General features: G+C 68.8%; 19 protein-coding genes. 6 read left to right on the top strand and 13 right to left on the bottom strand.

Annotated elements, in window-relative coordinates; all coding sequences use genetic code 11:
- Nucleotides 1-102: 102 nt before the first annotated feature.
- From DFJ68_RS10590 to DFJ68_RS10565, 7 genes are all read right to left on the bottom strand, one after another.
- Nucleotides 103-1032, bottom strand: a complete 930-nt coding sequence (locus DFJ68_RS10590) for an ImmA/IrrE family metallo-endopeptidase (protein WP_121033037.1) — start codon at nucleotides 1030-1032, stop codon at nucleotides 103-105.
- 1 nt (nucleotide 1033) lies between these two features.
- Entirely contained in the window at nucleotides 1034-4447 is a 3414-nt protein-coding gene (locus DFJ68_RS10585; protein WP_121033035.1) for a DEAD/DEAH box helicase family protein, read from the bottom strand.
- A gap of 38 nt (nucleotides 4448-4485) precedes the next feature.
- A complete protein-coding gene (locus DFJ68_RS10580) occupies nucleotides 4486-5643 on the bottom strand; it encodes a DUF429 domain-containing protein (RefSeq protein ID WP_121033033.1) in 1158 nt (385 codons plus the stop codon).
- A complete protein-coding gene (locus tag DFJ68_RS10575) occupies nucleotides 5643-6821 on the bottom strand; it encodes a restriction endonuclease subunit S (protein WP_121033031.1) in 1179 nt (392 codons plus the stop codon). The genes DFJ68_RS10580 and DFJ68_RS10575 overlap by 1 nt, the downstream gene beginning before the upstream one ends.
- A complete protein-coding gene (locus DFJ68_RS10570) occupies nucleotides 6818-8344 on the bottom strand; it encodes a type I restriction-modification system subunit M (protein WP_121033029.1) in 1527 nt (508 codons plus the stop codon). Before DFJ68_RS10570 ends, DFJ68_RS10575 begins: the two co-directional genes overlap by 4 nt.
- 937 nt (nucleotides 8345-9281) lie before the next feature.
- Complete coding sequence (locus DFJ68_RS18275; protein ID WP_170165744.1) at nucleotides 9282-10079, bottom strand: hypothetical protein; 798 nt, start codon at nucleotides 10077-10079, stop codon at nucleotides 9282-9284.
- Nucleotides 10080-10462: 383 nt separating this feature from the next.
- Nucleotides 10463-11416, bottom strand: coding sequence for a cold-shock protein (locus DFJ68_RS10565; protein ID WP_121033027.1), 954 nt, complete (start codon nucleotides 11414-11416; stop codon nucleotides 10463-10465).
- 179 nt (nucleotides 11417-11595) lie between these two features.
- Between DFJ68_RS10565 and DFJ68_RS10560 the strand changes: the two genes are divergently transcribed.
- The 5 genes from DFJ68_RS10560 to DFJ68_RS10540 all read left to right on the top strand — a co-directional run bounded on the left by DFJ68_RS10560 (nucleotide 11596) and on the right by DFJ68_RS10540 (nucleotide 17077).
- A complete protein-coding gene (locus DFJ68_RS10560; RefSeq protein WP_121033026.1) occupies nucleotides 11596-12237 on the top strand; it encodes a dihydrofolate reductase family protein in 642 nt (213 codons plus the stop codon).
- Nucleotides 12238-12313: 76 nt separating this feature from the next.
- Nucleotides 12314-12829 (top strand): hypothetical protein, encoded by a 516-nt coding sequence (locus DFJ68_RS10555; RefSeq protein WP_121033023.1) that lies wholly within the window; start codon nucleotides 12314-12316, stop codon nucleotides 12827-12829.
- A gap of 133 nt (nucleotides 12830-12962) precedes the next feature.
- Entirely contained in the window at nucleotides 12963-13523 is a 561-nt protein-coding gene (locus DFJ68_RS10550) for a GNAT family N-acetyltransferase (protein WP_121033022.1), read from the top strand.
- A gap of 9 nt (nucleotides 13524-13532) precedes the next feature.
- Nucleotides 13533-15785 carry a glycosyltransferase gene (locus DFJ68_RS10545; protein ID WP_121033020.1) on the top strand — a complete coding sequence of 751 codons (2253 nt, stop codon included), beginning with the start codon at nucleotides 13533-13535 and terminating at the stop codon, nucleotides 15783-15785.
- Nucleotides 15782-17077 carry a glycosyltransferase gene (locus DFJ68_RS10540; RefSeq protein WP_121033018.1) on the top strand — a complete coding sequence of 432 codons (1296 nt, stop codon included), beginning with the start codon at nucleotides 15782-15784 and terminating at the stop codon, nucleotides 17075-17077. The genes DFJ68_RS10545 and DFJ68_RS10540 overlap by 4 nt, the downstream gene beginning before the upstream one ends.
- Nucleotides 17078-17254: 177 nt before the next feature.
- On the opposite strand, the gene DFJ68_RS10535 is transcribed toward DFJ68_RS10540, so the two are convergent.
- On the bottom strand, nucleotides 17255-18112 hold the full coding sequence (locus DFJ68_RS10535; protein WP_121033016.1) for a class I SAM-dependent methyltransferase: 858 nt from the start codon (nucleotides 18110-18112) through the stop codon (nucleotides 17255-17257).
- 179 nt (nucleotides 18113-18291) lie between these two features.
- Here DFJ68_RS10535 and DFJ68_RS10530 point away from each other — a divergent pair, with 179 nt between their 5' ends.
- Complete coding sequence (locus tag DFJ68_RS10530) at nucleotides 18292-18963, top strand: winged helix-turn-helix transcriptional regulator (protein ID WP_121033014.1); 672 nt, start codon at nucleotides 18292-18294, stop codon at nucleotides 18961-18963.
- A gap of 21 nt (nucleotides 18964-18984) precedes the next feature.
- Here DFJ68_RS10530 and DFJ68_RS10525 read toward each other — a convergent pair whose 3' ends face one another.
- From DFJ68_RS10525 to DFJ68_RS10505, 5 genes are all read right to left on the bottom strand, one after another.
- Nucleotides 18985-20133: an ABC transporter ATP-binding protein gene (locus tag DFJ68_RS10525; protein ID WP_121035289.1), complete on the bottom strand. Its 1149-nt coding sequence runs from the start codon at nucleotides 20131-20133 to the stop codon at nucleotides 18985-18987.
- A gap of 8 nt (nucleotides 20134-20141) precedes the next feature.
- Nucleotides 20142-21305: an ABC transporter ATP-binding protein gene (locus tag DFJ68_RS10520; RefSeq protein WP_121033012.1), complete on the bottom strand. Its 1164-nt coding sequence runs from the start codon at nucleotides 21303-21305 to the stop codon at nucleotides 20142-20144.
- Nucleotides 21302-22315 carry an ABC transporter permease gene (locus DFJ68_RS10515; RefSeq protein WP_121033010.1) on the bottom strand — a complete coding sequence of 338 codons (1014 nt, stop codon included), beginning with the start codon at nucleotides 22313-22315 and terminating at the stop codon, nucleotides 21302-21304. Before DFJ68_RS10515 ends, DFJ68_RS10520 begins: the two co-directional genes overlap by 4 nt.
- Before the next feature lie 154 nt (nucleotides 22316-22469).
- Nucleotides 22470-24251 carry an ABC transporter substrate-binding protein gene (locus DFJ68_RS10510; RefSeq protein ID WP_121033008.1) on the bottom strand — a complete coding sequence of 594 codons (1782 nt, stop codon included), beginning with the start codon at nucleotides 24249-24251 and terminating at the stop codon, nucleotides 22470-22472.
- Between the two features lie 139 nt (nucleotides 24252-24390).
- On the bottom strand, nucleotides 24391-25380 hold the full coding sequence (locus DFJ68_RS10505; protein ID WP_121033006.1) for an ABC transporter permease: 990 nt from the start codon (nucleotides 25378-25380) through the stop codon (nucleotides 24391-24393).
- Nucleotides 25381-25505 lie beyond the last annotated feature (125 nt).

Genomic DNA, 25505 nt, shown 5'->3' with positions numbered 1-25505 from the left:
GGTGCGGATGGTGGGGCCTTGAAACACACGGGAGAAAATTCTGGGGGTCTCACTGGGGGATATCTGTGGGGTCGCCAACCGTCCAACTGGTGGGCCCAAAGGTCAGCGGCGTTTCGGGCTCGACCCTTGAGACATGGCGATGATGCGATCCGCAGCGCGCGTGATTGCACCCCAGTCTGCGTCGATCCGATTCTCGTCGATGTTGTACTGATCCAGATGGTCCGGGAGTTTGGCAGCCGGCGCGATCCGCCTGAAAGCGAGCTGCGCTGCGGTCTCGGCTTCGAACTCGTCTTGCTCATGGCTGAGTTCGGTGCGCGTGGGCCACCAGTCGTCCGCGCCGCTGCCCAGATGTCCGCAGTACAGGTGGCCAAGTTCGTGGGCGAGTGTTGCCAGCCTTTCCGTCTCCGAGTACGACTGGTTGAGCATGCACTCAAATCTCACGGTCACCATCTCGGCGACCACCTGACCGTCGCGGGAGTCCACGCGCATCTTCTGGCCGGATAGTGATCGCTTGATGTGGCCAGCTGACGACTGTCCGCGTCGTCCTTCGGTGATCCGAACTCCATCATGCTTGGCGTTCTTGCTCAGCCACGAGAGTGCGTAGTCGGCGTCCCGAACGTGTTTCATGGCATACGGGTTCTGCAAGGCAGCAGGGAGTGACCGGGAGTCTGTGTTGCCTTCCGTCTGGGACACGTCATAGAGGAACATCACGGGCCCGTTGGGGAGCAGAAGCACTAGCGGGCGTTGTTCAGGACGGATTGTCCTCCGCCATCGGCTGGCCCACTCGTGGGCGGGGAGGAGCAGGCGGGGGTTCGGGAGTTGGAGCACGGCCAGGAGCGCGTTGAAGAGACGGTACTGGCGGAAGTTCGACACCTGACGGATGAGGTCATCCAGACTGGTAGCCGCGCCTGACTCGATGCACTCATCAACCATGCCGGAAACCGATCGCTTGGCTCCTTGTGCGGTCGTGAGTGGTGGCGGTTCGTCCGCAACCTGCAGGCCCAGGTCTAGGGTCCAGTCGTCGGCGTACATCTCAGGCGATCGAGCTCTCTGGGGCGGCGTTTGATCGAACGGTGTTGAGGATCGTGACTAGGCCCTCCACATCTCGTTCGGGAAACAGCGAGAGCGGCCCTTGCGGGGCGTCGTCCGTGTACGGCGACTCGAAGAGGCGCGCGGCTGCCATGTGACCGTTCGCAGTGAGGTCTTCCACGATCAGGTTGACGAAGCGGATCTGGTCGACGGTGTACTTCCCATCCTCCAGGTAGGCGCTGAACGCTTCGGAGGCTGCTTCCCGATCGAGCCCTACGAGTGAGCGGATGAAGAGTCCGAGTCCGAGGGATTCTTCGGTCGCCTTGTCGATGTCCGGTTGGGCGGCACCGGCTTCGACGAGCACTTGCTCCAGGGCCGAGAGGTCCGACGAGGTGAGCTGCCGGTTCCGGCGGAGTCGCTGCAGTGCGACGTTGTCCTCGTGGTCCTTCAGGTACGCCCGTGTCTTTGCCTTGAACCGCTCCCAGTCGGTACCGACACTCACGCCGGGCAGTTCGACTATGGACTGCTCACCGAGTTCGTCCTTGAAGTCCGTGTACACCGTCTTCTTCTGGGCCTTTGGGAGGAAGGCGACGAGCCCACGCATCCGCCGGCGGGCGAGCTCAAGCATGGGCAGGGTGACGTCGACCCACCATTCGTCGGTGGACAGGTTCTCGAGTAGCTCCGTCTGCGCGGCCACAGCTGGGATTGAGGTCTGGCTCAGCAGTGAGCCGGCGATGTCCTGAACCGTTCGGCGCAGTCGCTCGGCCGTGAAGAGGTCGTCGTCGAGCTGAGCGAGCTGGGTCCTAAGCATGATGAGGTCGAAGCGCTTGGCCGTTTCGTCGCCGTCCGTGACCGCAGACGGCAGCCCGGCCAGGTGCATGGCCGCGTCGCCGGCCGCTTGAGGAGTCAGCCTCTTCCATGAGGCGGGTGTGCTGTACCGCTCCACCCACTGGCGCTGGGGTCGGACGATGAAGTTGTCGACGTTCATGGCTTCGACGACCTCGCGCAGGTAGGCGGCGGTGTCTGCTCGCAGGCCTCCGACGGACTCGGTGCCGTCACCAGCGCCGTCGTATGCCGCCGGGTGGCCTTCGAGCCCGAGCAGGAGGGCGACACGGGCCTCGAAGAGCCGCTGCGAGAGCGACTTCTGCATCGAGCCCTCGGACCCGGCTTCCGGCTGGCTGAAGAACTCGAGGTTCTGGCAGAAGTCGAAAACGTAGAAGTTGGTCTTGTCCTCGCCGGGCCCGTAGAGGTCAGGGCACAGCCGAGTGCCGCGGCCGATCATCTGCCAGAACTTTGACTTCGCCCGCACGAGCTTGAAGAAGACGAGGTTGAGAACCTCGGGCACGTCAATGCCGGTGTCGAGCATGTCGACGGAAATGGCGATGTGCGGCTCGGCGTCGGGCGTCGCGAACTTCTCAATGAGGCGGTCGTTTCCCTCGACCGAGCTGGTGATGACCTGTGCGTGGGTGCCCTCGAGCCACGGGTAAGCCTTGTCGAAGCGCTGCTGGATGAACTGGGCGTGCCGCTGGTTCTTGGCGAATATGATCGTCTTGCCGATCCGGTCGCCTCCAGCGATCTTGTGCCCCTTCTTCATGAGAGTTTCCAGCACCTTGTCGACGGTGTCGGCGTTGAAGAGGAATCGGTTGAGCTTCTCCGGGTCGACGTAGTCGGGGATCTCCCCCTCTTCAGACCATTCGAGAGAGTCCCACTGGTCCTTCTCGTCCTCAGGGAGATCGTCGTACCTGATGCCTCGATCCATGAACTTGAGCGGCACGGACACCCCGACCGGCGGCACGAGATACCCCTCGGCCACGGCCTCGTCGAGCGAATACGCGTCCGTCGGCACCCCGTCCTCGAGCCCAAAGAGCGAGTACGTGTTGTGGTCGATCTCGTCCTTCGGGGTCGCCGTCAGCCCGACGAGCATCGCGTCGAAGTAGTCGAAGATGTGCCGGTACTTCTGGTACACCGAGCGGTGCGCCTCGTCGATGACGATGAGGTCGAAGTATCCGGGGCCGAACTTCCGCACGCCCTCGTGGGCCTCGTCGATCAGGCCCATCAGCGTCGGGTATGTCGAGACGTAGACGCGGGCCTCGCTGACCTTGTCGTCGAGCAGGTTGACCGTCGCGACGTGGTCGAGGTGTGTCTTGAAGGCGTTGGCGGCCTGCTTCACGAGTGCCGTCCGATCGGCTAGGAAGAGGACCTTCTTGACCCAGTTGGCCTTCATGAGTTGATCGACGAGGGCGATGACGGTCCGGGATTTTCCGGAGCCGGTCGCCATGACGAGCAGCGCCTCACGCTCATTCTTTTCGAGGGCCGCGTCGACAGCTCGTATCGCGCGCAGCTGGTAGTGACGTCCGACAATCTCCTTGTCGATGGGTGCTCCCGCGAGCGGCAGGCGCGACTGACGTCGCTGGACCATCAGCTCGAGGTCGCCCTTGGTGAAGAAGCCGGAGACCTGCCGCGGCGGGTAACCCGCGGCATCATCCCAAAGCCAGTGCTCGTAGCCGTTGGAGTAGAAGATCACGGGGCGCTGGCCGGTCATCTGCTCGAGCGCGTCCGCGTAGGCGCGCGCCTGGTGCTGGCCGACCGTCGCGTCCTTCGATGAACGTTTGGCCTCAACGACCGCTAGCGGCAGCCCGTCGCCACCCCACAGCACATAGTCGGCGAAACCCGTCCCGCCGGGTGTCGGCATCCCGGTCAGCGGGTACTCGCGGTCGCGCTTCTGGTCCAGCGCCCACCCGGCTTCGCCGAGGTAGAGGTCGATGAGACGCTGACGGGTGGCCGCCTCGTCGTAGTTGTGGTCGTCGACGGTGTGGACCTTCGCGGCCTGGGCCGCGGCGATCTGAGCGCGCAGCTCCACGATCTGGGCTTGAAGGGACGCATTCGACCCGCGCTCCGCCTCGATGGCGGCGTCCTTCTCCGCGAACTTGGTGAGTAGTGCGTTGAGCTCGGCGGTCGACAGCGGTGCCTCGGCGCCCGCCGCCTGCGGGGCGGGGATAAGCGACGGGTCGTATGCCGCGGACGTCGGCACTCTGTCCGGCGCGGTCGAGTAGCGGAACGCGCTCCAGACCACGACATGGTGCAGTTCGCGGAGCAAGTTGAGGGCGGTCATCTCGGAGATGACCTTGGTCTCGTGTACGCCGGTGTTGCCGACGCGCCGGATCAGGTCCGCCTTGCTCCCGAACTGCGGGCCGACGATCTTCTTGAAGCCTGCGTCCGAGATGCGCGCCGCAAGATCAGCCTTGTATGGCTCGGGAAGTTTCTCGACGACGTAGATGTGCCGGACGATCTGCTCGACGACGCGGCGCGCGTAGAAGACGCTCGAGCGTGGGTCCGTGCGGCCGTAGCCCTCGGCCCGGACGCAGTCCGCGTGGATCTCCGGCCACTCGGTGCCGATGAAGTCGAAGTTCGTGCTCATCCCTGTTTCCCCCGTGAACGTGTGCCCATCATGGCGAACTAATCAATGTCGCGCACGACACTGACAGTGATTGTCGCCAATGGCTTTTCGCCTTCTGTGACGGTCCGCTTCGACGCCACGAGGCGGTCCACTCGCTCGTCATCGGCCTGTTCGCTAGTCCAGTTGCCCGGACGAATCCCGATGACCGGGCCGAGCGCGTCGATCGTCGGCTTAATGAGGTTGTCGAGGTCCCAGCCCTGACCCTTGATCGTTGGTGCCGGCAGCACGAAGTCGATCTCGACCGCGAACCGTCCGGTGAGCGCGGGCTTCGTCCCCATGGCTGTGCTTGCCGCGGCCTTGACTGCCTGGCGCCACGGCCGCTCGCCGCCCGTTGCGAACGTGGCCGGCACTCCGTCGACGGTAAATGTCATCGACGGCAACGACGCAGCCGTATGCGGCTGGGCTGGGTTCGACACGGAGGTGCGCGGACTAGGCGGGTGATTCGGCGGCGGCGGCGCGACGATATACCCGGTCCCGACATCTCCGTAGACCTGGAGCGTGGAACGATCCGTGTGCCAGAGCCAAGCGAGGTGCGCGCAGAGTATGGCGTCGACCTCGTCCTCGATCTTGTTGAAGGCTCCCATCGTGTACGCACCATCCACGACGGCGCGCAGTTCGGCCCAGCGGGGGTTCTCCGATAAGCGAAGCGGCTCGATCGCCTCTAGACGCTCCATCAGCTCGACAAACGCCGGTTTGCGTATTCCGATGGCGTGCTTCTTCTTGTACTTGAGAGTCCTGCCGAGAGACATGAGACCCACCATGGCGGGATGGGGATAGACCTCGATGCAGCCCGGACTCGTCGGCGAAGAGCCATGGGCTGGATCGATGTTCCAACCATGGCGCGCGGCCAGACTGCCGCCCCTTGGAGGATTCATGGACGGATCAGACCGGCGCGCTGGGTAGGCGCCTGCGTCGTACCTGCCGTATGTCTGATTGAGCATCTTTTCAACCGGGCGCATCCCGCTCTCGTCGACGACGATCAGGGGCGCGTCAATCGCAACGTTGACCAGGGAACCGGCGTGGGGAGCCAGCCACGCGTCGATCTCGTCATCGGTGCGAACGCCCGCCGACTCAACAAGTGCACCCCCGCTGTCGACAATAGCAAGCCCGGTTCGGGCGTTTGTGTTCCATGCCAGATCGATCCCGACGTGAAGCATCACAACCGCCCCGCAAACGCCCGCGCCTGCAGTGAGATGAAGAGTTGATTCAGCTCCGTGACAGACCGCGTGTGTACTGCGCGATTCTCCCCGACGGACTTGATCTTCTGAACCAGCTCAACCTGCACATCCATGGGAGGAAGTCGCAGCGGCATGGCCTTGATCAGTCCCATGTTCAGGCCATCCATGATGGCGCCCTTGGTAGCGCGTGCTAGGGCAGAGCGGGACACTGGTTGCCAGAGGAAGCTGGCGTGGAGAAACTCAGGTAGGCACCTCGCACGATCCACCGATATGCAGCATAGGTGCTTGGTGTTGATGGCGAGCGGGACGTCTTCCGGCACGACGGCACATCGACCGCACGTTCCCATGATCGTCACGAGCACGTCTCCAGGGTGGACGGTGTAACGACGGAGGGAGCGATACTTTTCTGTCGTGATGAATCGCCGATCTGCCCAGCGGAACTCGTTGTTGACAGCATTGTCGATGCCGAGCACTGCTACGCCTTCTTCGACGAACTCGCTATGGAGCAGCTGACTGCCGAACGGGCCGGTTCGTATGGAACCCTTTTCCTGGCCGGCGACGTCCGCAACAGTCACGACCGGCCAGGCGTCCGCCGCAGGCGACGTCACGGCCTGGATAAAGATGGACTCGGTGAGGTCGTCGAGGAGGGCGAGGGCTTCGCGGCGCTTGGCGCGCAACGCGTCCGCCTCATCCAGGATCGCCCCGATCCTCCGCTGCTCCCCGACCGGTGGCAGTGGCACCTCGAGCGAAGTCACGGCTTCACGCGTAACTCCCTTGATGGTGGCTCCGCGAGCACGCGACGCGAAATGGTGCTCGTTCGCTCGCAGGAAGTGCACGAGGTAGTCGCGATCCAACCTCGCTTTGTCTGGCTGAATCGCTGTGATGTCCTGACTGAAGCAGAGTGGCTCACGCGAGACGCCAACCTTGCCAATGCTCGTTCGCGTTACAAGGAGGACCGTGCCGGCGGGCACAAGGTTTGTGGCGGACTTTCGCACGGCCTCCGACGTGATGAATGACCGTGCCGACGTTCGGCCCTGCAGGTCGATATCAGCGCCTGTTATCCACGGAATGTCACCGTCGAAGAACGCTGGTGTGTTGCGCGCAGGTGTCCCGCCATTGGTGAACGTCGCGAGCTCGCCGAGCGTGACCGACTTCACGAGAGCATGGCCTTGAGGTTGGCGAGACCTTCGGCGATCTCTGCTTCCAGCTTCTCGAGGTCCGCGATGATCTCGCCCGGTTCCCGGTGCTCGACGTCGTCGTGGACGACTTCCTTGTACCGGTTGAGGGACAGGTCGTAGCCCTGGGCGGCTATGTCCTCCTTCGAGACGAGGAACGACTGCTCAGTCCGCTCGCGCGCCTTCTCCTCTTCCATTGCTTGCCAGCGCCGGAGGACGTCAGGGAGGTTGTTGCGGTGGTGGTCTTCGACAGAGAGCGAGCCCAGTGGCATACACCCGAGCTTGTCCTCCGACAGGAGGGGGGTGCGCTTGTCGTCGAGACTCCACCCGTCCGCTTGGATGTCGTAGAACCACACGTGGTCCGTGCCGCCGCTGTTGGTCTTCGTGAAGAACAGGATCGCGGTCGACACGCCGGCGTACGGCTTAAACGCTCCGGCGGGGAGCTTCACGACGGCGTCGAGTTTCTGGTCCTCGACGAGTGCCCTACGCAGCGCCTTGTGGGCGGTGCTCGACCCGAAGAGCACGCCGTCGGGGACGATGACCGCGGCGCGGCCGCCAGGCTTGAGCAGCCGCAGGAAGAGGGCGAGGAAGAGCAGTTCGGTCTTCTTTGTCTTGACGACGCGCTGCAGGTCCTTGGCGGTCGACTCGAAGTCGAGGCTGCCAGCGAAGGGCGGGTTGGCGAGGATGAGGGAGTACTTCTCGGCGTCGCCGCTGGCGCCCTCTGACAGCGAGTCGCGGTAGCGGACGTCCGGGGACTCGATGCCGTGCATGAGCATGTTCATGCTGCCGATCCGCAGCATCGTGCTATCGAAGTCGTACCCGTGGAACATGCCCTGGTGGAAGTGCTTTCGCTGCTGCGCGTCGGTCATGATCGACGGATGCTGCTCGCGGACGTACTCGGAGGCGGCGACGAGGAAGCCGGCCGTGCCGCAGGCAGGGTCGCAGATCTCGTCAGTCGGCTGCGGTGCCGTCATTGCGACCATGAGCTCGATGATGTGGCGCGGGGTGCGGAATTGGCCGTTCGTGCCTGAGGAGGCGATCTTGCTCAGCAGGTACTCGTAGAGGTCGCCGTTGGTGTCGCGCTTCTCCATCGGCACGTCGTCGAGCATGTCAACGACCTTCGACAAGAGTGCCGGTGTCGGGATCGTGAACCGGGCGTCCTTCATGTGGTCGGAGTAGGTGGAGTGGTCACCACCGTTGACCTGCTTGCCGAGCTGCTGGAGCCACGGGAAGACTTGCTGGCCGACGGTCTGGAACATGACCTCGGCGTCCTGGTTCTTGAAGTGCGACCACCTCAAGTGGCTCTGGCCCGGCAGGTAGACCGGGTCCTGAATGCTCCCGCTAAACCTGGCCTGCGCCTCCTTGCGGGTCTGGAGATCGTCAAGGCGGCGGACAAACAGCAGATAGGTGATCTGCTCGATCACCTCGAGAGGGTTGCTGATGCCGCCCGACCAGAAGGCATCCCATACGCGGTCGATCTTGCCCTTGAGTTCACCTGTGATCACGCTCGGAGGGTACCTACCTGCCTGAAGCGCGCGATCCAGGGACTGGGCGTCGACCCGTCGCTCCTGACGTCGCGAATATCTGCCGAACCGCCGGGACCGTGATCGACCGAAGGGCGGCGTCGCCTGAAGGCGCAGGCCACAGCCCCCGTCAGGACGGGGCGCCTCCCTCGTTGCCACCACAGCCCTCTCAGCAAATCAGTCCGCAGGCAGTCCGCAAGACGCTCGAACCAGGCCAACTGTCGCCAACGCTCGCCAACGGTGTTTGGGCAGGTCACACGGCTGACGGCTGATTTCTGTGCCTAGCGCGGGTCCGCATGACACGTTCCGCTTCAACGTCTGACCGGTTGCCTCAACTCGTGCTGGGGGATTGGGGCTGGGGTGGGGTCGACGACACGCCTGCCATTTCCCAATCCAGTTCGGGAAGCCCTGCGTCTACACGGGCGGCATCGAGTAACGCCCGGCGACGCTGCCAGTACTCAGACTTCCACTGACGCTGAAGTTGCCTGCTTGGCTCACCCCTCGTAGGAACGTCTTCTCGTCGCATATGCGACCAAAGCGAGGCTGCCCGTGCCGCCACTCTGTCGCCTGCGATCAGTCGCAGACTCTCCAAGGCGTTTTGTGCTCGCTCTGCATCGATGCTTCGCAGGTCTCGTGTGGCGAGTCTCGGGTCAAACCCCTGCGCCGACATCTGTCGCTGCACACTGTCAACCGCCAGATACATGGTGTGCACGGAGACCAAGAACTCAATGGTCGCTTCTCGCCGCAATGTGCCGCGTGATTCCTCGAGTCTGCGGCGCTCCGCCGCTTGTTGCAACAACCACGAGATGGCACCGCCCCAAGCAGTCCCTCCGAGCGTTCCAACCACCGCAATCCAAGCTTCCACTGGCTTCGTTTCTCAGTCGCTCAATTGCACTTAGCATCAACACGTGGCCATGGCCTACGCCCGGGGAAGTTGGCGACGCCAGAAGTTCACGCCCTCATGACGGCCCCTACCTTGCGGCTTTCCCGCAAACCACTCGGGCGGCATTCGCGAAGCCGTGGACCATCCCTTGTCAGAGCAAATCGCGACGATCGTAGAGTCAAGCACCTGCAGCACCAGCGCGACTACGCCTCGGGCGTACCCGTGTTGGATCGTGGTCGACTTCGCATCGCTGTCGAGAAATGGCAGATCCCTTCGCGCCAACAGCTCCGCCAGTGCATGCGAGGCTCGATGTGCTCCTGCGTTACGAACCAGGATCGCCGACTCGAGGTAGTCCTCCGCCCCCCAATCCACCTTTGTCGCAGATGCAAGTCGCTCCCAGGCGCCGGGGTATGCCCCCTTCCAGCCTGTGGGTACGTCCACCACCCAGCGGTCGATCAGGTCTGCGCTCGACAGGTAGCCAAGTTTGCGGAGGCGGCCACCAGTCTCGCGGGGGTGGAAACTTGACCCTCCGACGTGTGTTCCGATCTTGTAGGGGTCGACTAGGACCCCGGCCTCCCCTCGTTGAATCACACCTGAAGCCGCCAGCCCTTCTAGGTCAGCGACGAAGCGCTCCCAAGAACTGATCCCGGCGACCACGATGGCCCAGTTAAGAGCCGCCCTGGGCTGAAGGCCACTGACAGGCTGTTCGGCGTGAACGGCGATGAGGTCCAGGGCATCACGAAGGTTCAAGCGGGCGAAGGCGCATACGGCGGCAAAACCTTCAGCATCCGATGCCGTCACCGGCGCCGCCGGGCCACCTTGCTGTGTTGTCATTCATGACCTTCCGTTGCTGTCAGAAGCAGTAAAGCGCACGACACGCACTCATGCCTTCAGACAGCGGGAAATATCATCATTCAACCCGCGCTATGGCTCGCTTCGCGAGCCGTCCGTACTAGCCCTCAAGCGGTCAGTGCTACGGCTGCCAGGCACCGTTCCTCTTGTGGCCCAACAGAGTTGCGTTGTGTAACAGCCATGGCTCAAAGGTTTTTAACGGCGACCTCCAGTGGCTAGCAGAGGTAAAGGGGACGCGCGGCCCATGCCTTCGCCCAGTAGCTGGATGATGTAGCACGGAGGTCCGCAGGCACGTAGCCGCAGACCGCTCATCATTCAGATTTGACTCCGCGATGCGGGGTCGGTCCTTGCTGACAGACCGATCTTCAAAGCAGCTCGACGCGGTCGGCCTGCGGACCGCGGTCGCTCTGGCGCACCTGGTACCGGACGCGGTCGCCCGCGTAGAGGTCGTCGGTGCCGGAGAGGACGGACACGTGTACGAAGAGGTCCGGGCCGCCGGCATCCGGGGAGATGAACCCGAACCCGCGCTCCGGGTCGAAGCGGGCCACGACACCCTGACCACCACGCGCCGGTGCGTCTGACGCGTCGCGCTGCCCCGACCGTCCGCGGCTCGGCGCCCTCCCGGCGCTCGCCCTCGGCGGGGGACCGCCCACGAGGCGGACGTCGCGGGCCTGCGGCCCCTTCTCGCTCTCGACGACCTCGAACATCACCCGGTCGCCCTCCCGCAGCTCGGGCAGCCCGTCGGCGAGTGAACGGGCGTGGACGAAGACGTCGGGCCCGTCGGACTCGGGGGTGATGAAGCCGAAGCCCTTGTCGAAGTCGTACCAGGACACGGTGCCGTCCGCCCCGTCGGGACCGTCGGCAGGGGCATCGGCCGGCTGGGCGGCCTGGGCCCCGAGCGGGAGCAGGTGGTCGGCCTGCGGGCCCTTCTCGCCGTCGACGACGAGGAACGCCACCCGCTGACCCTCCGAGACCACGCCGCCGCCCACGATGGACGAGCTGTGCACGAAGACCTCAGCGCCGCCGCCGTCGGGGTTGGCGAAGCCGTACCCCTTGGCGGGCTCGTACCAGGACACCGTTCCGAGCACGCCCGTCGCGCCGGAGGCCGAGTCTCCCGTGACCCGGACTCCGCGTGCCTGCGGGCCGCGGTCACCCTCGCCGACCTCGAACTCGACGAGCTGACCCTCGCGGAGCGTGCGCACCCCGTCGTCACTGACGATCTCGGATGCGTGGACGTAGAGGTCTTCTGCCTCGGGTCCGAGGTCGATGAAGCCGAAACCTCGGTCGGCGTCGAACCAGCGGACGGTTCCCTCGGTCACGGGTTGCTCCTGTCGAGAAGGGTGGTGATCCCCCAGTGTCCCCGATGAGAGGACGACACCGCGACACCCACCCGCACCCGGCTGCGCACGGCTGCTCACGGCCCGGTGCGTCCCGACGAAATGAGGCGGTGCGACGCGTCCGTCGCTAGCCTGCTGGGGTCGAGCGTGAGGAGCAGGCGATGGCGCAGCTGCTGAAGGTCCAGAACTTCACCGTGTCGAGCGACGGGTACGGCGCGGGCACCGGGCAGTCGCTCGAGCATCCGTTCGGCCACGCCGACCCCCGCGTCATGATGGCGTGGGCGGGCGCCACCGACAGCTGGCCGAACCGCACCGAGCCGGGCGGCAGCCGGGGCCTCGACGACTTCCTCGTACGCGACTTCAGCCGCAACATCGGCGCGGAGATCATGGGCCGCAACAAGTTCGGCCCGGTGCGCGGCGAATGGCCCGACCTCGAGTGGGGGGGCTGGTGGGGCGATGACACGCCCTTCCACACCCCGGTCTTCGTCCTCACCCACTTCCCGCGGCCGGCGCTGACGAAGGGCGACACGACCTTCCACTTCGTCGGCGGCGACCCGGCCGACGTCTTCGCCCAGGCCAAGCAGGCCGCCGAGGGTCGCGACGTGCGGCTCGGCGGGGGAGCGCAGACGGTGCGCGAGTTCCTCGACGCCGGCCTCGTCGACAGCCTCCACGTCGCCGTCGCGCCGGTCGAGCTCGGTGACGGCAGCCGCCTGTGGACCACCCCCGACGAGCTCGACGACCGCTACGAGCACGACGTCGTGCCGAGCCCCAGCGGCGTCGTACACCACCTGTTCTGGCGCTGACCCGCCCCGAGGCTGACCCGCAGGCGGGCCGAACACGCGCCCGCCTCTGACGGTGGCGCCACCTAGCATCGGCGATATGGACCAGATGACCGTTCTCCCCACGTGGGCGGTCTGGGTCGTCAGCCTCGGGGCGCCCGTCGGGGCGGTGCTCGGCGTGGTGGTGAGCAACTGGGTCGCCCGGCGCACCGCGGGCGAGACCGAGCAGCGCTCGCGGCGCGAGGAGACGATGCGCACCCTGCGCTGGGCCGCCGAGCTCGCCATCTCACCCGACGACGGGCGAGCCGCCCTCGGCGTGGCCGAGCTGCGGGCGCTGTCGCAGTCGGAGATGAACGACGACGAGCAGCAGGCCTTCGTCGACGCCGCCCTGACCCAGGCCCTCGAAGGCCCGCGGTCGGCCATCGAGGCGGCCGAGCTGGCCGGGCAGGAGGCCGAGGTGCTCGTCGAGCCCCCTCCCGTGGTGACGATCACGACCGGCGACCCGGCATCCGGCGTAGAATCGGGGACCGACGGGAAGGAGGCCCCCGGTGGCCAAGAAGACCGTGGTCGTGACGACGGCCCAGCGGGCAGCGGCGAAGGCGCTCGTCGAACGTGACGCCGCGCGCGGGCGCAGCACCCCCGACGCCATCCGGCGCATCGCCGAGGCTCAGCCCGTCCGCACCACCTGACCTGTCGACCACCCGCACCATCACAGGGGGCCGTCAGGTCGCCCGTCCTACGCTCACGTCATGGATGCCGCGCAGAACCGTGTCGCGCTACGCCCCCTCCGCGCCGGCGAGCTGAGCGAACCGCGTTACGAACAGGGCGATTTCGACGACTTCGGACCTCGCCCGGGCTACGACCGGCTGCCGTCCTGCCGGCTCGACGCCGACGGGTCGCTCGCCGTGCTGCTCGACGACGAGGTCGTCGGCAGCGTCGGCTGGCACTGGGTGCAGTGGGGCCCCGGGGCGTCGTGCCGCAACCCGATGATCGGCATCTGGCTGCAGGAGTCGGCCCGCGGCCGGGGGGCCGGCACGCGCGCGCAGCGGCTGCTCGTCGACCTCGTCTTCCGCCACACCGCCGTCAACCGCGTCGAGGCGCACACCGACGTCGAGAACATCGGCGAGCAGCGCGCGCTCGAGAAGGCGGGCTTCACGCGCGAGGGCACCGTGCGCGGGGCGCAGTGGCGCGCCGGTGGCTGGCACGACGGCTACCTCTACTCCGTTCTCCGCGCCGAATGGGCCGAGCGGGCCGAGCGGGCCGAGCGGGCCGAGCGGGCCAATGGCGGTGAGGGCGGGAAAGCGACCTAGGCTGGCGACATGGTCGAGCAGACGGCTGGGTGCCTTGTTGCTGCGCGCGAGAGCGCCGGTGACGCCCCACACCCCGTCCCGGTCCGTGAGGCCCTCGCCGCCGTGCGAGACGCGCCCACGCTGCTCGAAGCGCTGCGCCTCGGCCCCGACCTCGAGCGGTCGGCCGCAGCCGAGGGCCCCGACGGCGCCGACGTCCTGCTCGAGGCCACGCGCGGCACCGACGCCCTCACCGCGTCCCTCGCCGTACGCGCCCTCGGCCGGGTGGGCGGCCCCGCCTCGGCCGACGCCCTCGTCGACCTGCTCACCACCGGACCCGACCACCTTCGCGACGCCGCTGCGGAGGCCCTGCGGGGGGTGACCCTGACCGAGCGGGCCCTCGCCCCGCTCGCCGAGGCGGTCGCCGAGGGTGGCTTCCGGGGGATGCTCGCCCAGTGGACCCTCGAGGTCCGGGGTGCCACCGAGCCGGATGCCGTGGGGCGCGCCCTCGAGGCCGCGCTCGCTCGGTGCTCGACCCCCGCCGGTCGGGCCGCCCTCGTCGAGACCTGGGGGCTGCTGCACGGCGAGGCGGCGGAGGAGGCCCTGTGTCGCCTCGCGCTCGACGACACCGAGCCCCACGCGTCGCGGGCCGCAGCGACCGCCGCCCTGGGCGACCGCGAGCCGGACGCAGCCGACCGTCCCGCAGCGACCGCACCGAGGGCACCGTCGGCCCGCCACGACGCCCTCGCGCAGGTGGTCGACGACGGCGGCCCGCTCGGCTCGGTCGCCGCGCTCGCGCTGAGCGACCTGGCCCGGCCGCCCGCGGCGGCCGAGAGCCCCGCATCCGCCACGCCGGCCGCCCCGGCCGGCCCGTTCACGGTGGCGCAGCTGTTCCTGCACGCCGACGTCGACGGCGACCTGTCGCGGGCGGGTCAGGGCGACACCGGTGGCATCGCCACCCTGCTCGTGCAGCTCGGCGACGCTCTGCTGCAGGCGAACCCGGGCATCGGCCGGGTGCTCACCGTCTCCCGTGGCCGCCCCGACGACGCCGCTCTCGGGCTAGTCCACCTCGACCGCAGGGGTCACCACTACCTCTCGGTCCCGCTGTGGGGGCCGCCCGTGCCCGCCGGCAGGGCGTGGCCGCTGCGGGTGGCCGTCCGTCGCGGGCTGCGGCGCATCCTGCGCGCTGCCGGCCGCGTCGACGCGCTGCACCTGCGCATGGGTGACGTCGCCACCATGGTCGCCGCCGACGTCGCCGACGAGCTCGGCATCCCCGTCGTCTTCACCCTCGCCCCCGACCCCAACGCGCTCGTCGCGAGCCGCGACGCCGCGGGCACCCTCACCCGCGAGGGCTTCGGGGAGGCCGACGCCGTCGAGCACCTCGTCTTCCGCGAGCGACTGCTCGGGCGACTGCAGCGGCGGGCCGACCACCTCGTGCTCTTCCCGCGTCCGCACCTCGCCGACGACATGGCCCGCCTCATGGGCCTCGACGTGAGGGCCGAGGCCGACCGCGTCACCCCCGTCGCGGAGGGCATCAGCCTGGAGGCCGTCGACCGGGCCGCGGAGGCCGTCACGACGGCCACGCCACCGGCGCGCGAGCGGCAGGCGCTAGACGAGCTCGACCGGCTGCTCGACACCCTGCCCGCCCACCGCCGCCGGCTGCCGCTCGCCGTCAGCGTGGGGCGCCTCAACCGCGTCAAGGGCACGGCCACGCTCGTGCAGGCGTGGGCCGCGGACCGGCGGCTGCACGAGCGGTGCACCCTGCTCGTCGTCGGCGGCGACCTCGCCGACCCCTCCGACGACGAGCGCGAGCAGCTCGACGCCATCGACGCCGTCGTGCCGCTCGACGACGCCGCGAGCCGGGGCCTGCTGCTGCCCGGTCACCGGCCCAACGCCACGGTGACGACCTGGCTCGCCGCGGTGCGCGCCGGTCGCCCCGGCCGGGCCGCGCCCCACGGGGTGTACGTCTCGTCGAGCCTCAAGGAGGAGTTCGGCATCGCCATCCTCGAGGCCATGGCCACCGGGCTGCCGGTCGTGGCCCCGGCCACCGGCGGGCCGGCCACGTACGTCGACGACGGCGTCACCGGCATCCTCGTCGACACCGCATCGGCGACCGCGCTGACGGAGGCCGTGCACGCCGCCCTGGACCTCGCGGCGACGCCCGACGCCGACGACCACGCCGAGCAGGCACGACGCATGGTGCGCGAGCGGTTCGGCATCGCGGGCATGGCCGACGCCCTCTCGACGGTCTACCGCGCGGTCGCCCCGACGGAGGTGGCCCGGTGACCCTGCTCGTCGTCAGCCCCGACTACGCCTCGCACCTCTACCCGCTCGCCACGCTCGCCACCGCGTGGCGCGACGCCGGTGAGCGCGTCGTCGTCGCGACCGGGCCCGCCACGGACGCCCTCGTCACGGAGTTCGGCTTCGAGCGCGAGCATCTGCAGCTCGGGCGCGGCAGCAACCCGGGCGTCATCCGGGTGGAGGACCAGCCCGCGGGGGAGGACGACTCGCTCCGCGGGTTCTTCGACGCCACCCGCCGGGGCGCGGTCGAGACCCTCGCGTACCAGGCTCGCGCCCGCGGTGACGACCTCCTGTGGGACCCCGTCGGGGTGGCGCGCGCCGTGCAGCGCATCGTCGAGCGGGTGCGGCCCGACCACGTCGTCGTCGACCACCTCGCCTTCAGTGCCCGGCTCGCCCTGCGGGCGTCCGGCGTGCGTCACGCCGACGTCGTGCTCGGCCACCCCACCGCCCTCACCGTCGGTGACGAGGTCTACGGACACCCGCCGGTCTTCCCGGAGGCCATCCCCACGGATGCCGGTGAGCTGCGTTCGCTGCGCCGCCTCTGCGAGCAGGTGCGCGACACGTTCACCGCCGGCTGGAACGCCGCCCTGGACGAGCTCGCGCCCGGGTCGGCCCACAGCACAGACGCGTTCACGGAGACCGGCGACGTGCTGCTGCTCAACTACCCGGGTGAGCTGCACGACCCGGCGCGCACGGCGCTGCTCCCGCCGCACCGTTTCCTCGGCTCGGCCGTGCGCAGCGAGCCCCGCGACGAGCAGGTGGAGGCCTGGCTCGCGGCCGACGACCGCCCGCTCGTCTACGTCAGCCTCGGCAGCTTCCTGTCGGTGCGTTCCGACGTGCTCGCGCGTGTGGCCGAGGCGCTGCGGGACCTCGACGTGCGGGTCGCGCTCGCGCGCGGGTCGACCGCGGTCGCCGACCTCGGGCCGGTGCCCGCGTCGTGGCTGGTGCGAGGCACGCTGCCGCAGGTGCGGCTGCTCGAGCACGCCGCTTTGGCCGTCACCCACGGCGGCAACAACAGCGTCACCGAGGCCCTCACCTCGGGCGTCCCGATGGTGGTGCTGCCGCTGTCGACCGACCAGTTCGCCGGGGCCGCCGCCCTCGAGCGCGTCGGCTTCGGGGAGTCCCTCGACCCCAACGTGTCCACGGCGAGCGAGATCCGCGCCGTCGCCGGTCGGCTGCTGGCCCTTGACGGCGACCCTCGCGCCCGGCTCGACGCCCTCCAGCGCGGCCTGAGATCGACCCCGGGCGCCGCGCGTGCGCGAGCCGCCCTCACCTGAGCCTCGTCCACCGTCTCAAGGCGACGTTGCGCGGGGTCGTGCACGTCGAGGCCCAGTTCTGACGAGGCAGAACGTGGCCTTTCGACGCTCAGGGGTGGGTGGGTGGGGGAGAACAGGCGATCGGAGAAGGGGCCGGCCAGGGCATGGTGCCGGATGCCGTCGGGCAGGGCCGCGGGCTCAGGCGCGGGTGGCCGTGACCAACAGGTACTCCCACTCCATCTGACCCTGGTGGTCCAGGGCAGACCGGCCCAGCTCGGCCAGCGCGTCATCGAGCGCGGCGACCTTCTCAGGATCGTCGGCGATGAAGCGGTAGGTCACGATCGTCGGTCCGTACGTCCGTTTGAAGAAGTCGCGGAAGGCCTCTCCGCTCTCGAAGGTCACCGCCACCGTTCGTTTCTCGGCGCTCACCGACACGACCCGCTCACCCAGCAGGAGCCGCACGTGCTCCTCCCGGCCCCACAGCGGCGGCGGCTGGGCTCCAGGCGGGGGTGGCGCCGCGAAGGGCTTCATCGCCGCGAACATCTGGCCGATGAAGCCCTCCGGCGTCCAGCAGATCAGGCCGATGCGCCCGCCAGGCCGGCACACCCGCACCAGCTCGTCGGCGCTCGCCTGGTGGTGGGGGGCGAACATCACGCCCACGACTGAGAGCACCGTGTCGAACGTGGCAGCGGGGAAGGGCAGCGCCTCGGCGTCAGCCTGGCGCCACTCGAGATGGGCGCCCGCAGCTTCGGCGGCGGCACGCCCGACGTCGAGCAGGCTCTGGGTCAGGTCTGTTGCCACCACCACGGCGCCGGCGAGCGCCGCCGGTATCGCGGCATTTCCGGTGCCGGCCGCGACGTCGAGCACGCGCTGCCCTGGCTTCACGTCGAGGGCTTCCACGACGACGGGCCCAAGGGTGGCGATCAGCTCTCGGGCCACCGCCGGGTAGTCACCGAGCCCCCACATCGTGGCGTGCTTGGCCTTGAGAGCCACGTCAGCGGCATCCGGAGTGCTCGCGGCCGGGCTGCTCGTCGGGGGTTGCAGGTGGATGGTCATCGTTCTCCCTCTCTGGCGGAGGCGGGGGAACGTGCAGCTGGATGCCGCGTCACCGCCTGTTCTCCAGAGTGCGGCGTCGGCGCGGCGATACCCAGTACACGAAGAGGACTGACGCGGTACACGTTCGAGACCGATACTGGACGGGCAGCGTCGCGACCCTGACCTCGAAGGAGCAGGCGATGACCAGACATGACCCCGGTGCGGGCCAGTACTGCCCCATTTCGCGCACGCTCGACGTGGTGGGTGAGCGGTGGTCGCTGCTCATCGTGCGCGACCTCATCGTCGGGACCACCCGCTTCAACGATCTGGCGCGCGGGCTGCCGGGGCTCTCACGCACTCTGCTCAGCAAGCGGCTGCGCCACCTCGAGAAGGCGGGCGTGGTCGAGCGGTCGGGGAGCCACTACCTGCTCACCCCGTCCGGGCGCGCCCTCGAGCCGATCGTCTTCGGCTTGGCGCAGTGGGGAGCCGAGTGGGTGTTCGGTGACCCGACACCGGCAGAGCTGGACGCTGCGCTGCTCGTGTGGTGGATGCACACCCGACTGGACACCTCCGTGCTCGTGGGCGACCGGCACGTTCTGCACGTGCGCTTCGTCGACGACCCGCGTCGCTTCTGGATCCTCGTCGACCACGGCACGCCCTCGGTGTGCATGGTCGATCCCGGCTACCCCGTGAGCCTGACGATCAGCTCGGACGTCGCCAGCTTGTACGCGGTATGGCTCGGCCGGTTGCCGCTGTCGGCCGCCCTGCGCCACCGCCGCGTCACGCTCGACGGCCCCACCTCGACCACGAGACGGCTGTCCGAGCTGCTGCGGCTGAGCCCCGTCGCCCCGTTCGTCGTGCCCGTCGCCTGAACGAGACCCCGGCCTGCCTGGTCAGCGCGGTTCGGGGGCCCGGTCGGGCCGGTCGGGCCGATCGGCGCTGTCGGCGCCCTCGGTGAGGTCGGTGAGGTCGGTGAGGTCGCCGGCGGCGGGGGTGTCGCCGTTCTCGGGGAAGTGGCACGCCACCTGGTGGCGCGGGGCCAGCTCGACGAGCGGCGGCGCGACGGTGCGGCACACCTCCTGCGCCTTCCAGCAGCGGGTGTTGAAGCGGCATGCGGGGGGCGGGTCGATCGGGCTCGGCACGTCGCCTTGGAGGCGGATGCGGTCGCGCTTGCCGCGCCGGTTCGTGTCGGGCAGCGGCACGGCCGACATGAGCGCCGTCGTGTACGGGTGCATCGGCCGCGTGTAGAGCTCGTCGCGGTCCGCGAGCTCGACGAGGTTGCCGAGGTACATGACGGCGACGCGGTCGCTCATGTGCCGCACGACCGACAGGTCGTGGGCGATGACGACGTAGGTGAGGCCCAGCTCGTCCTGGAGGTCTTCTAGCAGGTTGATGACCTGGGCCTGGATCGAGACGTCGAGCGCCGACACCGGCTCGTCGGCGACGATGAGCTTGGGCCGCAGCGCGAGCGACCGGGCGATCCCGATGCGCTGGCGCTGGCCACCCGAGAACTCGTGCGGGTAGCGGTTGTAGTGCTCGGGGCTGAGGCCGACGAGCTCGAGCAGCTCCTGCACGGTCGCCTTGACGCCCTTGTCGGGCCGGATCCCCTGCAGCTGGAAGGGTGCCCCGACGATGGTGCCGACGGTGTGGCGCGGGTTGAGCGAGCCGTACGGGTCCTGGAAGATCATCTGCACGTCACGGCGCAGCGGCCGCAGCTTTCCCACCGACCAGTGGGTGACGTCCTCGCCCTCGAAGTGCAGGGTGCCCGCCGTGGGCTCGATGAGCCGCGTCAGCATCCGGCCCGTCGTCGTCTTACCGCAGCCGGACTCGCCCACGAGGGAGAGGGTCTCGCCGCGGTACACGTCGAAGGTGAGCCCGTCGACCGCCTGCACGGCGCCGACCTGGCGCTGCAGGAGCCCCCGGCGGATGGGGAAGTGCTTCGTCAGACCGGCCACGCGCAGCAGCGGGTCGCCGGCGTCGCGGCCCGAGGACGGGCTCTTCGAGGCGGGGGTGGGCGCGGTCGAACCGGCGGTGGTCGTCATGGTCTCGCTCACAGGGTGGGGCGGATGTCGTTCTCCCAGATGGCTTCTCGCTCATCGGGGGAGAGGTGGCAGGCGGACCAGTGACCCTGCGACGTCTGCGCGAACGCGGGTCGCTCGGTGTCACCGAGCCCGTGGGTGCGGCCGACGTAGGCGCACCGGGGGTGGAACGGGCAGCCGGAGGGCACGTTGATGAGGCTGGGCGGTGACCCCGGGATGGGGCGCAGCCGCTCGGTGCGCTCACGGTCGAGTCGGGGCATCGAGCCGAGCAGGCCCCACGTGTAGGGATGCCGCGGCCGGTGGAAGATGTCGTCGGCCGTCGAGTACTCGACCGAGCGCCCGGCGTACATCACCATGATGTCGTCGGAGAGCTCGGCGACGACGCCGAGGTCGTGGGTGATGATGACAACGGCCGAGTTGAACTCGCTCTGCAGGTCGCGGATGAGGTCGAGGATCTGGGCCTGCACCGTCACGTCGAGGGCGGTCGTGGGCTCGTCGGCGATGAGCAGGTCGGGGTCGCACGAGAGCGCCATCGCGATCATCGCGCGCTGGCGCATGCCGCCGCTGAACTGGTGCGGGTAGTCATCGACGCGCGAGCGCGCCTGCGGGATGCCGACGCGGTCGAGCATGTCGACGGCGTGCTTGCGCGCCGCCGAGGTGCTCACGCCGTTGTGCACCTTGTAGGCCTCCACGATCTGGTGACCCACCGTGTAGAACGGGTGCATGGCCGACAGCGGGTCCTGGAAGATCATCGCCATCCGCTTGCCGCGCAGCCCGCGCACGGTCTCGCCGTCGGCGCCGACGAGCTCCTGCCCGTCGAGGCGGATCGAGCCCGCGGTGCGCACGGTGCCGGGCTTGTGCAGCCCCATGATCGACATGCTCGTCACGCTCTTGCCCGAGCCCGACTCGCCGACGATGCCGAGGGTCTTGCCGCGGGCGAGGTCGAACGAGAGGCCGTCGACCGACTTGACGAGGCCGTCGTCGGTGGGGAAGTGCACGCGCAGGTCGCGCACGGACAGGAAGGCGTCGGATGCCGGTTCGCCGAGCCCGCCGATGCCCGCGCGGTCGTCGGTGCGCTCGGTGACGCGGCCGCCGCGACGCAGCCGGTCCCGGACGCGCGCACCCGCGCGCCCGGTCCGCCCGGTGCCCTCGTCGGTGATGCGGGTCTCGGTCATGCGGCACGCACCCTCGGGTCGACGACGGCGTAGAGGAGGTCGACGACGAGGTTGGCCAGGATGATGAAGCTGGCCCCCAGCAGCGTGACCCCGAGCACCTTCGGCAGGTCGTTGTTGGAGATGGCGTCGACGGCGTACTTGCCGATGCCGGGCAGCGAGAACGTCGACTCGGTGAGGATCGCGCCACCGAGCAGCAGGCCGAGGTCGAGGCCGAAGATCGTGAGGATCGGCGTCAGCGCGGCCCGCAGCCCGTGCTTGACGACGACGTCGCGTTCGCGCAGCCCCTTGGCGCGCGCGGTGCGGATGTAGTCCTCGTTCATCGTCTCGAGCATGCCGGCGCGGGTGAGGCGCGCGTAAGCGGCGGCGTAGAGGAACGCGAGCGTGATCCACGGCAGCAGCAGGTCGTAGGCCCAGGCCGCCGGGTTCTCGAGCAGCGGCGTGTAGCTGCCGCCGCCGGCCGTCCACTTGAGGCCGTAGCTGAAGATCGTCAGCGACAGCAGGCCGGTGAAGAAGATCGGCAGCGAGACGCCGGCGAGGGCGATGCCCATCGACGCGCGGTCGAGCGGGCTGCCGCGTTTGAGCGCCGAGATCACCCCCGTCGCGACCCCGCCGAAGAGCCAGAGCACGGCGGCCCCGGCGGCGAGCGAGAGCGTGACCGGCAACCGGTCGAGCAGGTCGGGCAGCACGGGGTTCTGGGTGAGGAAGGAGTAGCCGAGGCAGGGCGCGTCGCAGTGCTCGACGCCGGCACCGTAGTCGTAGTCGGAGCCCGCCACGATGCCCTTGGCGAAGCGGCCGTACTGCACCCAGATGGGGTCGGTGAAGCCGAGGCGCACGGCGGCCTCGTGGATCTGCTCCGGGCCCGCCGTCTTGCCGACGTAGCGCGAGGCGAGGTCGTCGGCCGTCGCGCCGCCGATGCGCGGCACGAGGAAGAAGATGGCGAAGGTCGCGGCGCTCACGATGAAGAGCAGCACGACGGCGCTGATGAGCCGGCGGATCATGTACGTCAGCATCGGGGGGCGTGGCGGTGGCGGCCGGCGCGGTCAGGGTCTGACCGGCCGGCCGCCACCACCGTCGCCTTCACCTTCTCTCGGTGGTGGCGGTCGGACGGGCGGTGGGCGCGTGCCGGGGCACGGGCCCGGGGTGTCGGCGGATGCCGTCAGCCCCTCACTTGCGCGACGTGCCCATCGCGGCGTAGTCGTACATCGTGAAGCCGTCGTTGACGAAGACGTTGGTCAGGTTGCTCGGGCGGTAGAGCAGACCCTTGGCCCACACGCCCGGCACGACGGCCGCGTTCTCCATGACGGTCTTGTCGGCCTGGCCCCATATGGCGTCGCGCTTGGCGGCGTCGTTCTCGGCGAGGGCCTGGTCGACGAGCGTGTCGACGGCCGGGATCTTGATGCCGAGGTTCGTGTTGCCCGAGGGGCGGATGACGCGGCTGTCGACGATCTGGCTGAGGAAGCCGAAGCCGTCGGGCCAGTCGGCGCCCCAGCCGTAGACGATGAGGCCGAGCTTGTTCGTCTTGGCGTAGTCGGGCTTGCCGGCGTACAGCTTGGTGTAGTCGGCGGTCGGGAACGACTTGATCGACAGGTTGATGCCGACCTTGGCCAGCGACTGCTGCAGCGACTCGGCGACGGCCTTCTCCTTCGGGCGCTCGGCGCGGTAGGAGATGTTCATGTCGAAGCCGTTGGGCTGACCGCACTTGGCGAGGGCCGCCTTGGCGGCGTCGGGGTCACCCTGCGGCTTGGCCTTGAAGTCGTAGAGGTCGATGTCCTCGTGGCCGGGGACGTTCGGCGGCATGAGGCTCGTCGCGATGTCGCCGCCGGTCTTGCCGCCGTAGGCGCGCTGGTACCCGGTCTTGTCGTAGGCGAGCACGACGGCCTTGCGGCAGTCGATGTTGTCGAGCGGCGCGACGTCGCTGTTGATCACCGTGAACCACGTGCGGGCGGCCGACGCGTTGTCGGTCTGCGCCTTGAGGGTCGGGTCCGCGAGGATCTTGCCCTGCGACTCGGCCTGCACGCCGGTGCCGGCGATGTCGACGTCGAGGTCGCCGGCCTGTAGCCGCTGGTCGACGTCGGCCGCGTTGAGGCCGAGCTCGACGGTGAGCTTGTCCGGCAGCGCCTTGCGGCCGGAGTCGGGGTCGGTCGCCGGGTCGTAGCTCTCGTTGCGGTCGAGCTCGTAGCTCTTGCCGGCCTGGTAGCTCGTGAACTTGTAGGGCCCGCTCGAGACGATGGTCTCCTTGTACTTCGAGCCGGTGTCCTTGGCCTGCGGCACGGGCGCCGTCGCCGGCAGCTGGGCGAAGTAGTCGAAGCCCGAGAAGCCGGTCTTGAGCTTGAAGACGATGGTCTTGTCGTCGGGCGTCTCGATCGACTTGAGGTCGTCGAGGTTCTTGTCCTTGTAGACCGAGTAGCCCTCGGGGACGTCGGCGAGGAAGTCGTTGAAGTACGTCGGCCCGTTCGGGAAGGTGTCCTTGTCGAGCTGGCGGGCGACCGCGTACTTGACGTCCTTGCTCGTGATGGGCGAGCCGTCCTGGTACTTGAGGTTGTCGCGCAGCGTGTAGGTCCACGTCTTGTTGCCGTCGCTCGGCTTGCCGAGGGAGGTGGCGAGGTCGGGGACGAGCTGCGTGCCGCCTTCACCCGGGGCCGCCTTGAAGACGACGAGGGTGCGGGCGTAGTTGCGCAGGAAGTTCCACGAGAGGCCGTAGTACGTGTCGCCCGGGTCGATGGAGTCCCAGTCGCCGGCCATGCCGAAGCGCAGGGTGCCGCCCTTGGCGTCCGAGGCGTTGACGATCTTGCCGATGGCGGCGTCGGCGCCGGCGGAGCCGCTGCCCCCGTTGCCGCCGCCGGTACCGCTGCCGGTCGAGCCACCGCCGCCGCCACCGGCGCAGGCGGAGAGCCCCAGGGCCAGGGCGGCCGTCGCGGCCACCGTGAGGATGCGTCTGTTCTTCATGGGTCGGTGCTCTCCTTGCGGGATGGGGTGTGGCGTGACTGCAGGTGGTGCGGTTCGGGTGGGACGGGGGCCGGTCGGGCCCGGGTCCCGGGTCGGGGAGTGGCGTGGGTCGAGGAGTGGCGCGGGCGGTGACGAGCTGTCAGCGTGAGCGCGGGTCGAGGGCGTCGCGCAGGCCGTCGCCGAAGAGGTTGAAGGCGAGGACGGTGACGAAGATGGCGAGGCCGGGCGGGAGCATGAACCACGGGTCGGTCTGGTACCACTTGGCGGCGTCCGAGAGCATGCCGCCCCACGTGGCGCGCGGCGGCTGGACGCCGACGCCGAGGTAGCTGAGGGCGGCCTCGAAGAGGACGTTGCTCGGGATGAGCAGCGTCGAGTAGACGAGGATCGGCGCCACGAGGTTGGGGAGCAGCTCCTTGCGCAGGATGTAGCCGTTGCGCGCGCCGAGGCTGCGGGCGGCGTCGACGAACTCGCGCTCGCGCAGGGACAGCGTCTGCCCGCGCACGATGCGCCCGATGTAGGGCCAGTTGAAGAAGCCGATGATGAAGACGATGACCGCGATGCGCAGCGAGTCACCGCTCAGGCCGAAGGCCTCGTCGGGGATGACGCCGACGAGCGCGAGGGCGAAGACGAGCAGCGGGAAGGCGAGGAAGATGTCCATCGCCCGGCTGATGAGGCTGTCGACGACCCCGCCGAAGAAGCCGGCGACGACCCCGAGCGTCGTGCCGATGACGACGGAGAGCACGGTGGCGAGGAAGGCGATGAGCAGGGAGATCTGCGAGCCGTAGAGCACGCGGCTGAAGATGTCGCGGCCGTTGATCGGCTCGACGCCGAAGAGGAAGTCCCACGAGGCCCCGCCGAACGGGCCGATGGGGGTCTGCAGGTCGGCGTCGACGAGCTCCTGGTGGAACTCGTCGGGCGGGTGGCCGAGCACCCCGACGATGAGCGGCGCTAACACCGCGCACAGCACGAGCAGGACGACGAAGAGGCCACCGGCGAGGGCGACCTTGTCGCGCTTGAGGCGACCCCAGGCGATCTGTCCGAGCGAGCGTCCCTCGATGCGACCCGGTCCCGCGAGCACCGCCTCGGGCTGCGCCGTGGCGCTCGGGTCGATCTCGAGGGGAGTGCTCACTGGGTGGCCACCTCCGGGTCAGCAGCAGTCGCTGTCGTTCGGGCTGTCGGACGGGTCGACCACAGCGTTGTCACGGCGCGGCGGAGCGGGCTGGAGGCCACCCCCGGGTCGCGCTGCCCCATCTT

Source organism: Terracoccus luteus, from assembly GCF_003635045.1.
GTDB classification, from domain to species: domain Bacteria; phylum Actinomycetota; class Actinomycetes; order Actinomycetales; family Dermatophilaceae; genus Terracoccus; species Terracoccus luteus.
Note: the sequence above shows the minus strand (reverse complement) of the source record. Positions and strands in the feature narration are given on the sequence as shown.

Bases quoted from the DNA above. Each gene is read 5' to 3' on its own strand.
- DFJ68_RS10510 (WP_121033008.1), bottom strand. From the start codon at position 24,251: ATGAAGAACAGACGCATCCTCACGGTGGCCGCGACGGCCGCCCTGGCC.
- DFJ68_RS10520 (WP_121033012.1), bottom strand. From the start codon at position 21,305: ATGACCGAGACCCGCATCACCGACGAGGGCACCGGGCGGACCGGGCGC.
- DFJ68_RS10530 (WP_121033014.1), top strand. From the start codon at position 18,292: ATGACCAGACATGACCCCGGTGCGGGCCAGTACTGCCCCATTTCGCGC.
- DFJ68_RS10590 (WP_121033037.1), bottom strand. From the start codon at position 1,032: ATGTACGCCGACGACTGGACCCTAGACCTGGGCCTGCAGGTTGCGGAC.
- DFJ68_RS10560 (WP_121033026.1), top strand. From the start codon at position 11,596: ATGGCGCAGCTGCTGAAGGTCCAGAACTTCACCGTGTCGAGCGACGGG.
- DFJ68_RS10535 (WP_121033016.1), bottom strand. From the start codon at position 18,112: ATGACCATCCACCTGCAACCCCCGACGAGCAGCCCGGCCGCGAGCACT.
- DFJ68_RS10525 (WP_121035289.1), bottom strand. From the start codon at position 20,133: ATGACGACCACCGCCGGTTCGACCGCGCCCACCCCCGCCTCGAAGAGC.
- DFJ68_RS10580 (WP_121033033.1), bottom strand. From the start codon at position 5,643: ATGCTTCACGTCGGGATCGATCTGGCATGGAACACAAACGCCCGAACC.
- DFJ68_RS10555 (WP_121033023.1), top strand. From the start codon at position 12,314: ATGGACCAGATGACCGTTCTCCCCACGTGGGCGGTCTGGGTCGTCAGC.
- DFJ68_RS10515 (WP_121033010.1), bottom strand. From the start codon at position 22,315: ATGCTGACGTACATGATCCGCCGGCTCATCAGCGCCGTCGTGCTGCTC.
- DFJ68_RS10550 (WP_121033022.1), top strand. From the start codon at position 12,963: ATGGATGCCGCGCAGAACCGTGTCGCGCTACGCCCCCTCCGCGCCGGC.
- DFJ68_RS10585 (WP_121033035.1), bottom strand. From the start codon at position 4,447: ATGAGCACGAACTTCGACTTCATCGGCACCGAGTGGCCGGAGATCCAC.
- DFJ68_RS10545 (WP_121033020.1), top strand. From the start codon at position 13,533: ATGGTCGAGCAGACGGCTGGGTGCCTTGTTGCTGCGCGCGAGAGCGCC.
- DFJ68_RS18275 (WP_170165744.1), bottom strand. From the start codon at position 10,079: ATGACAACACAGCAAGGTGGCCCGGCGGCGCCGGTGACGGCATCGGAT.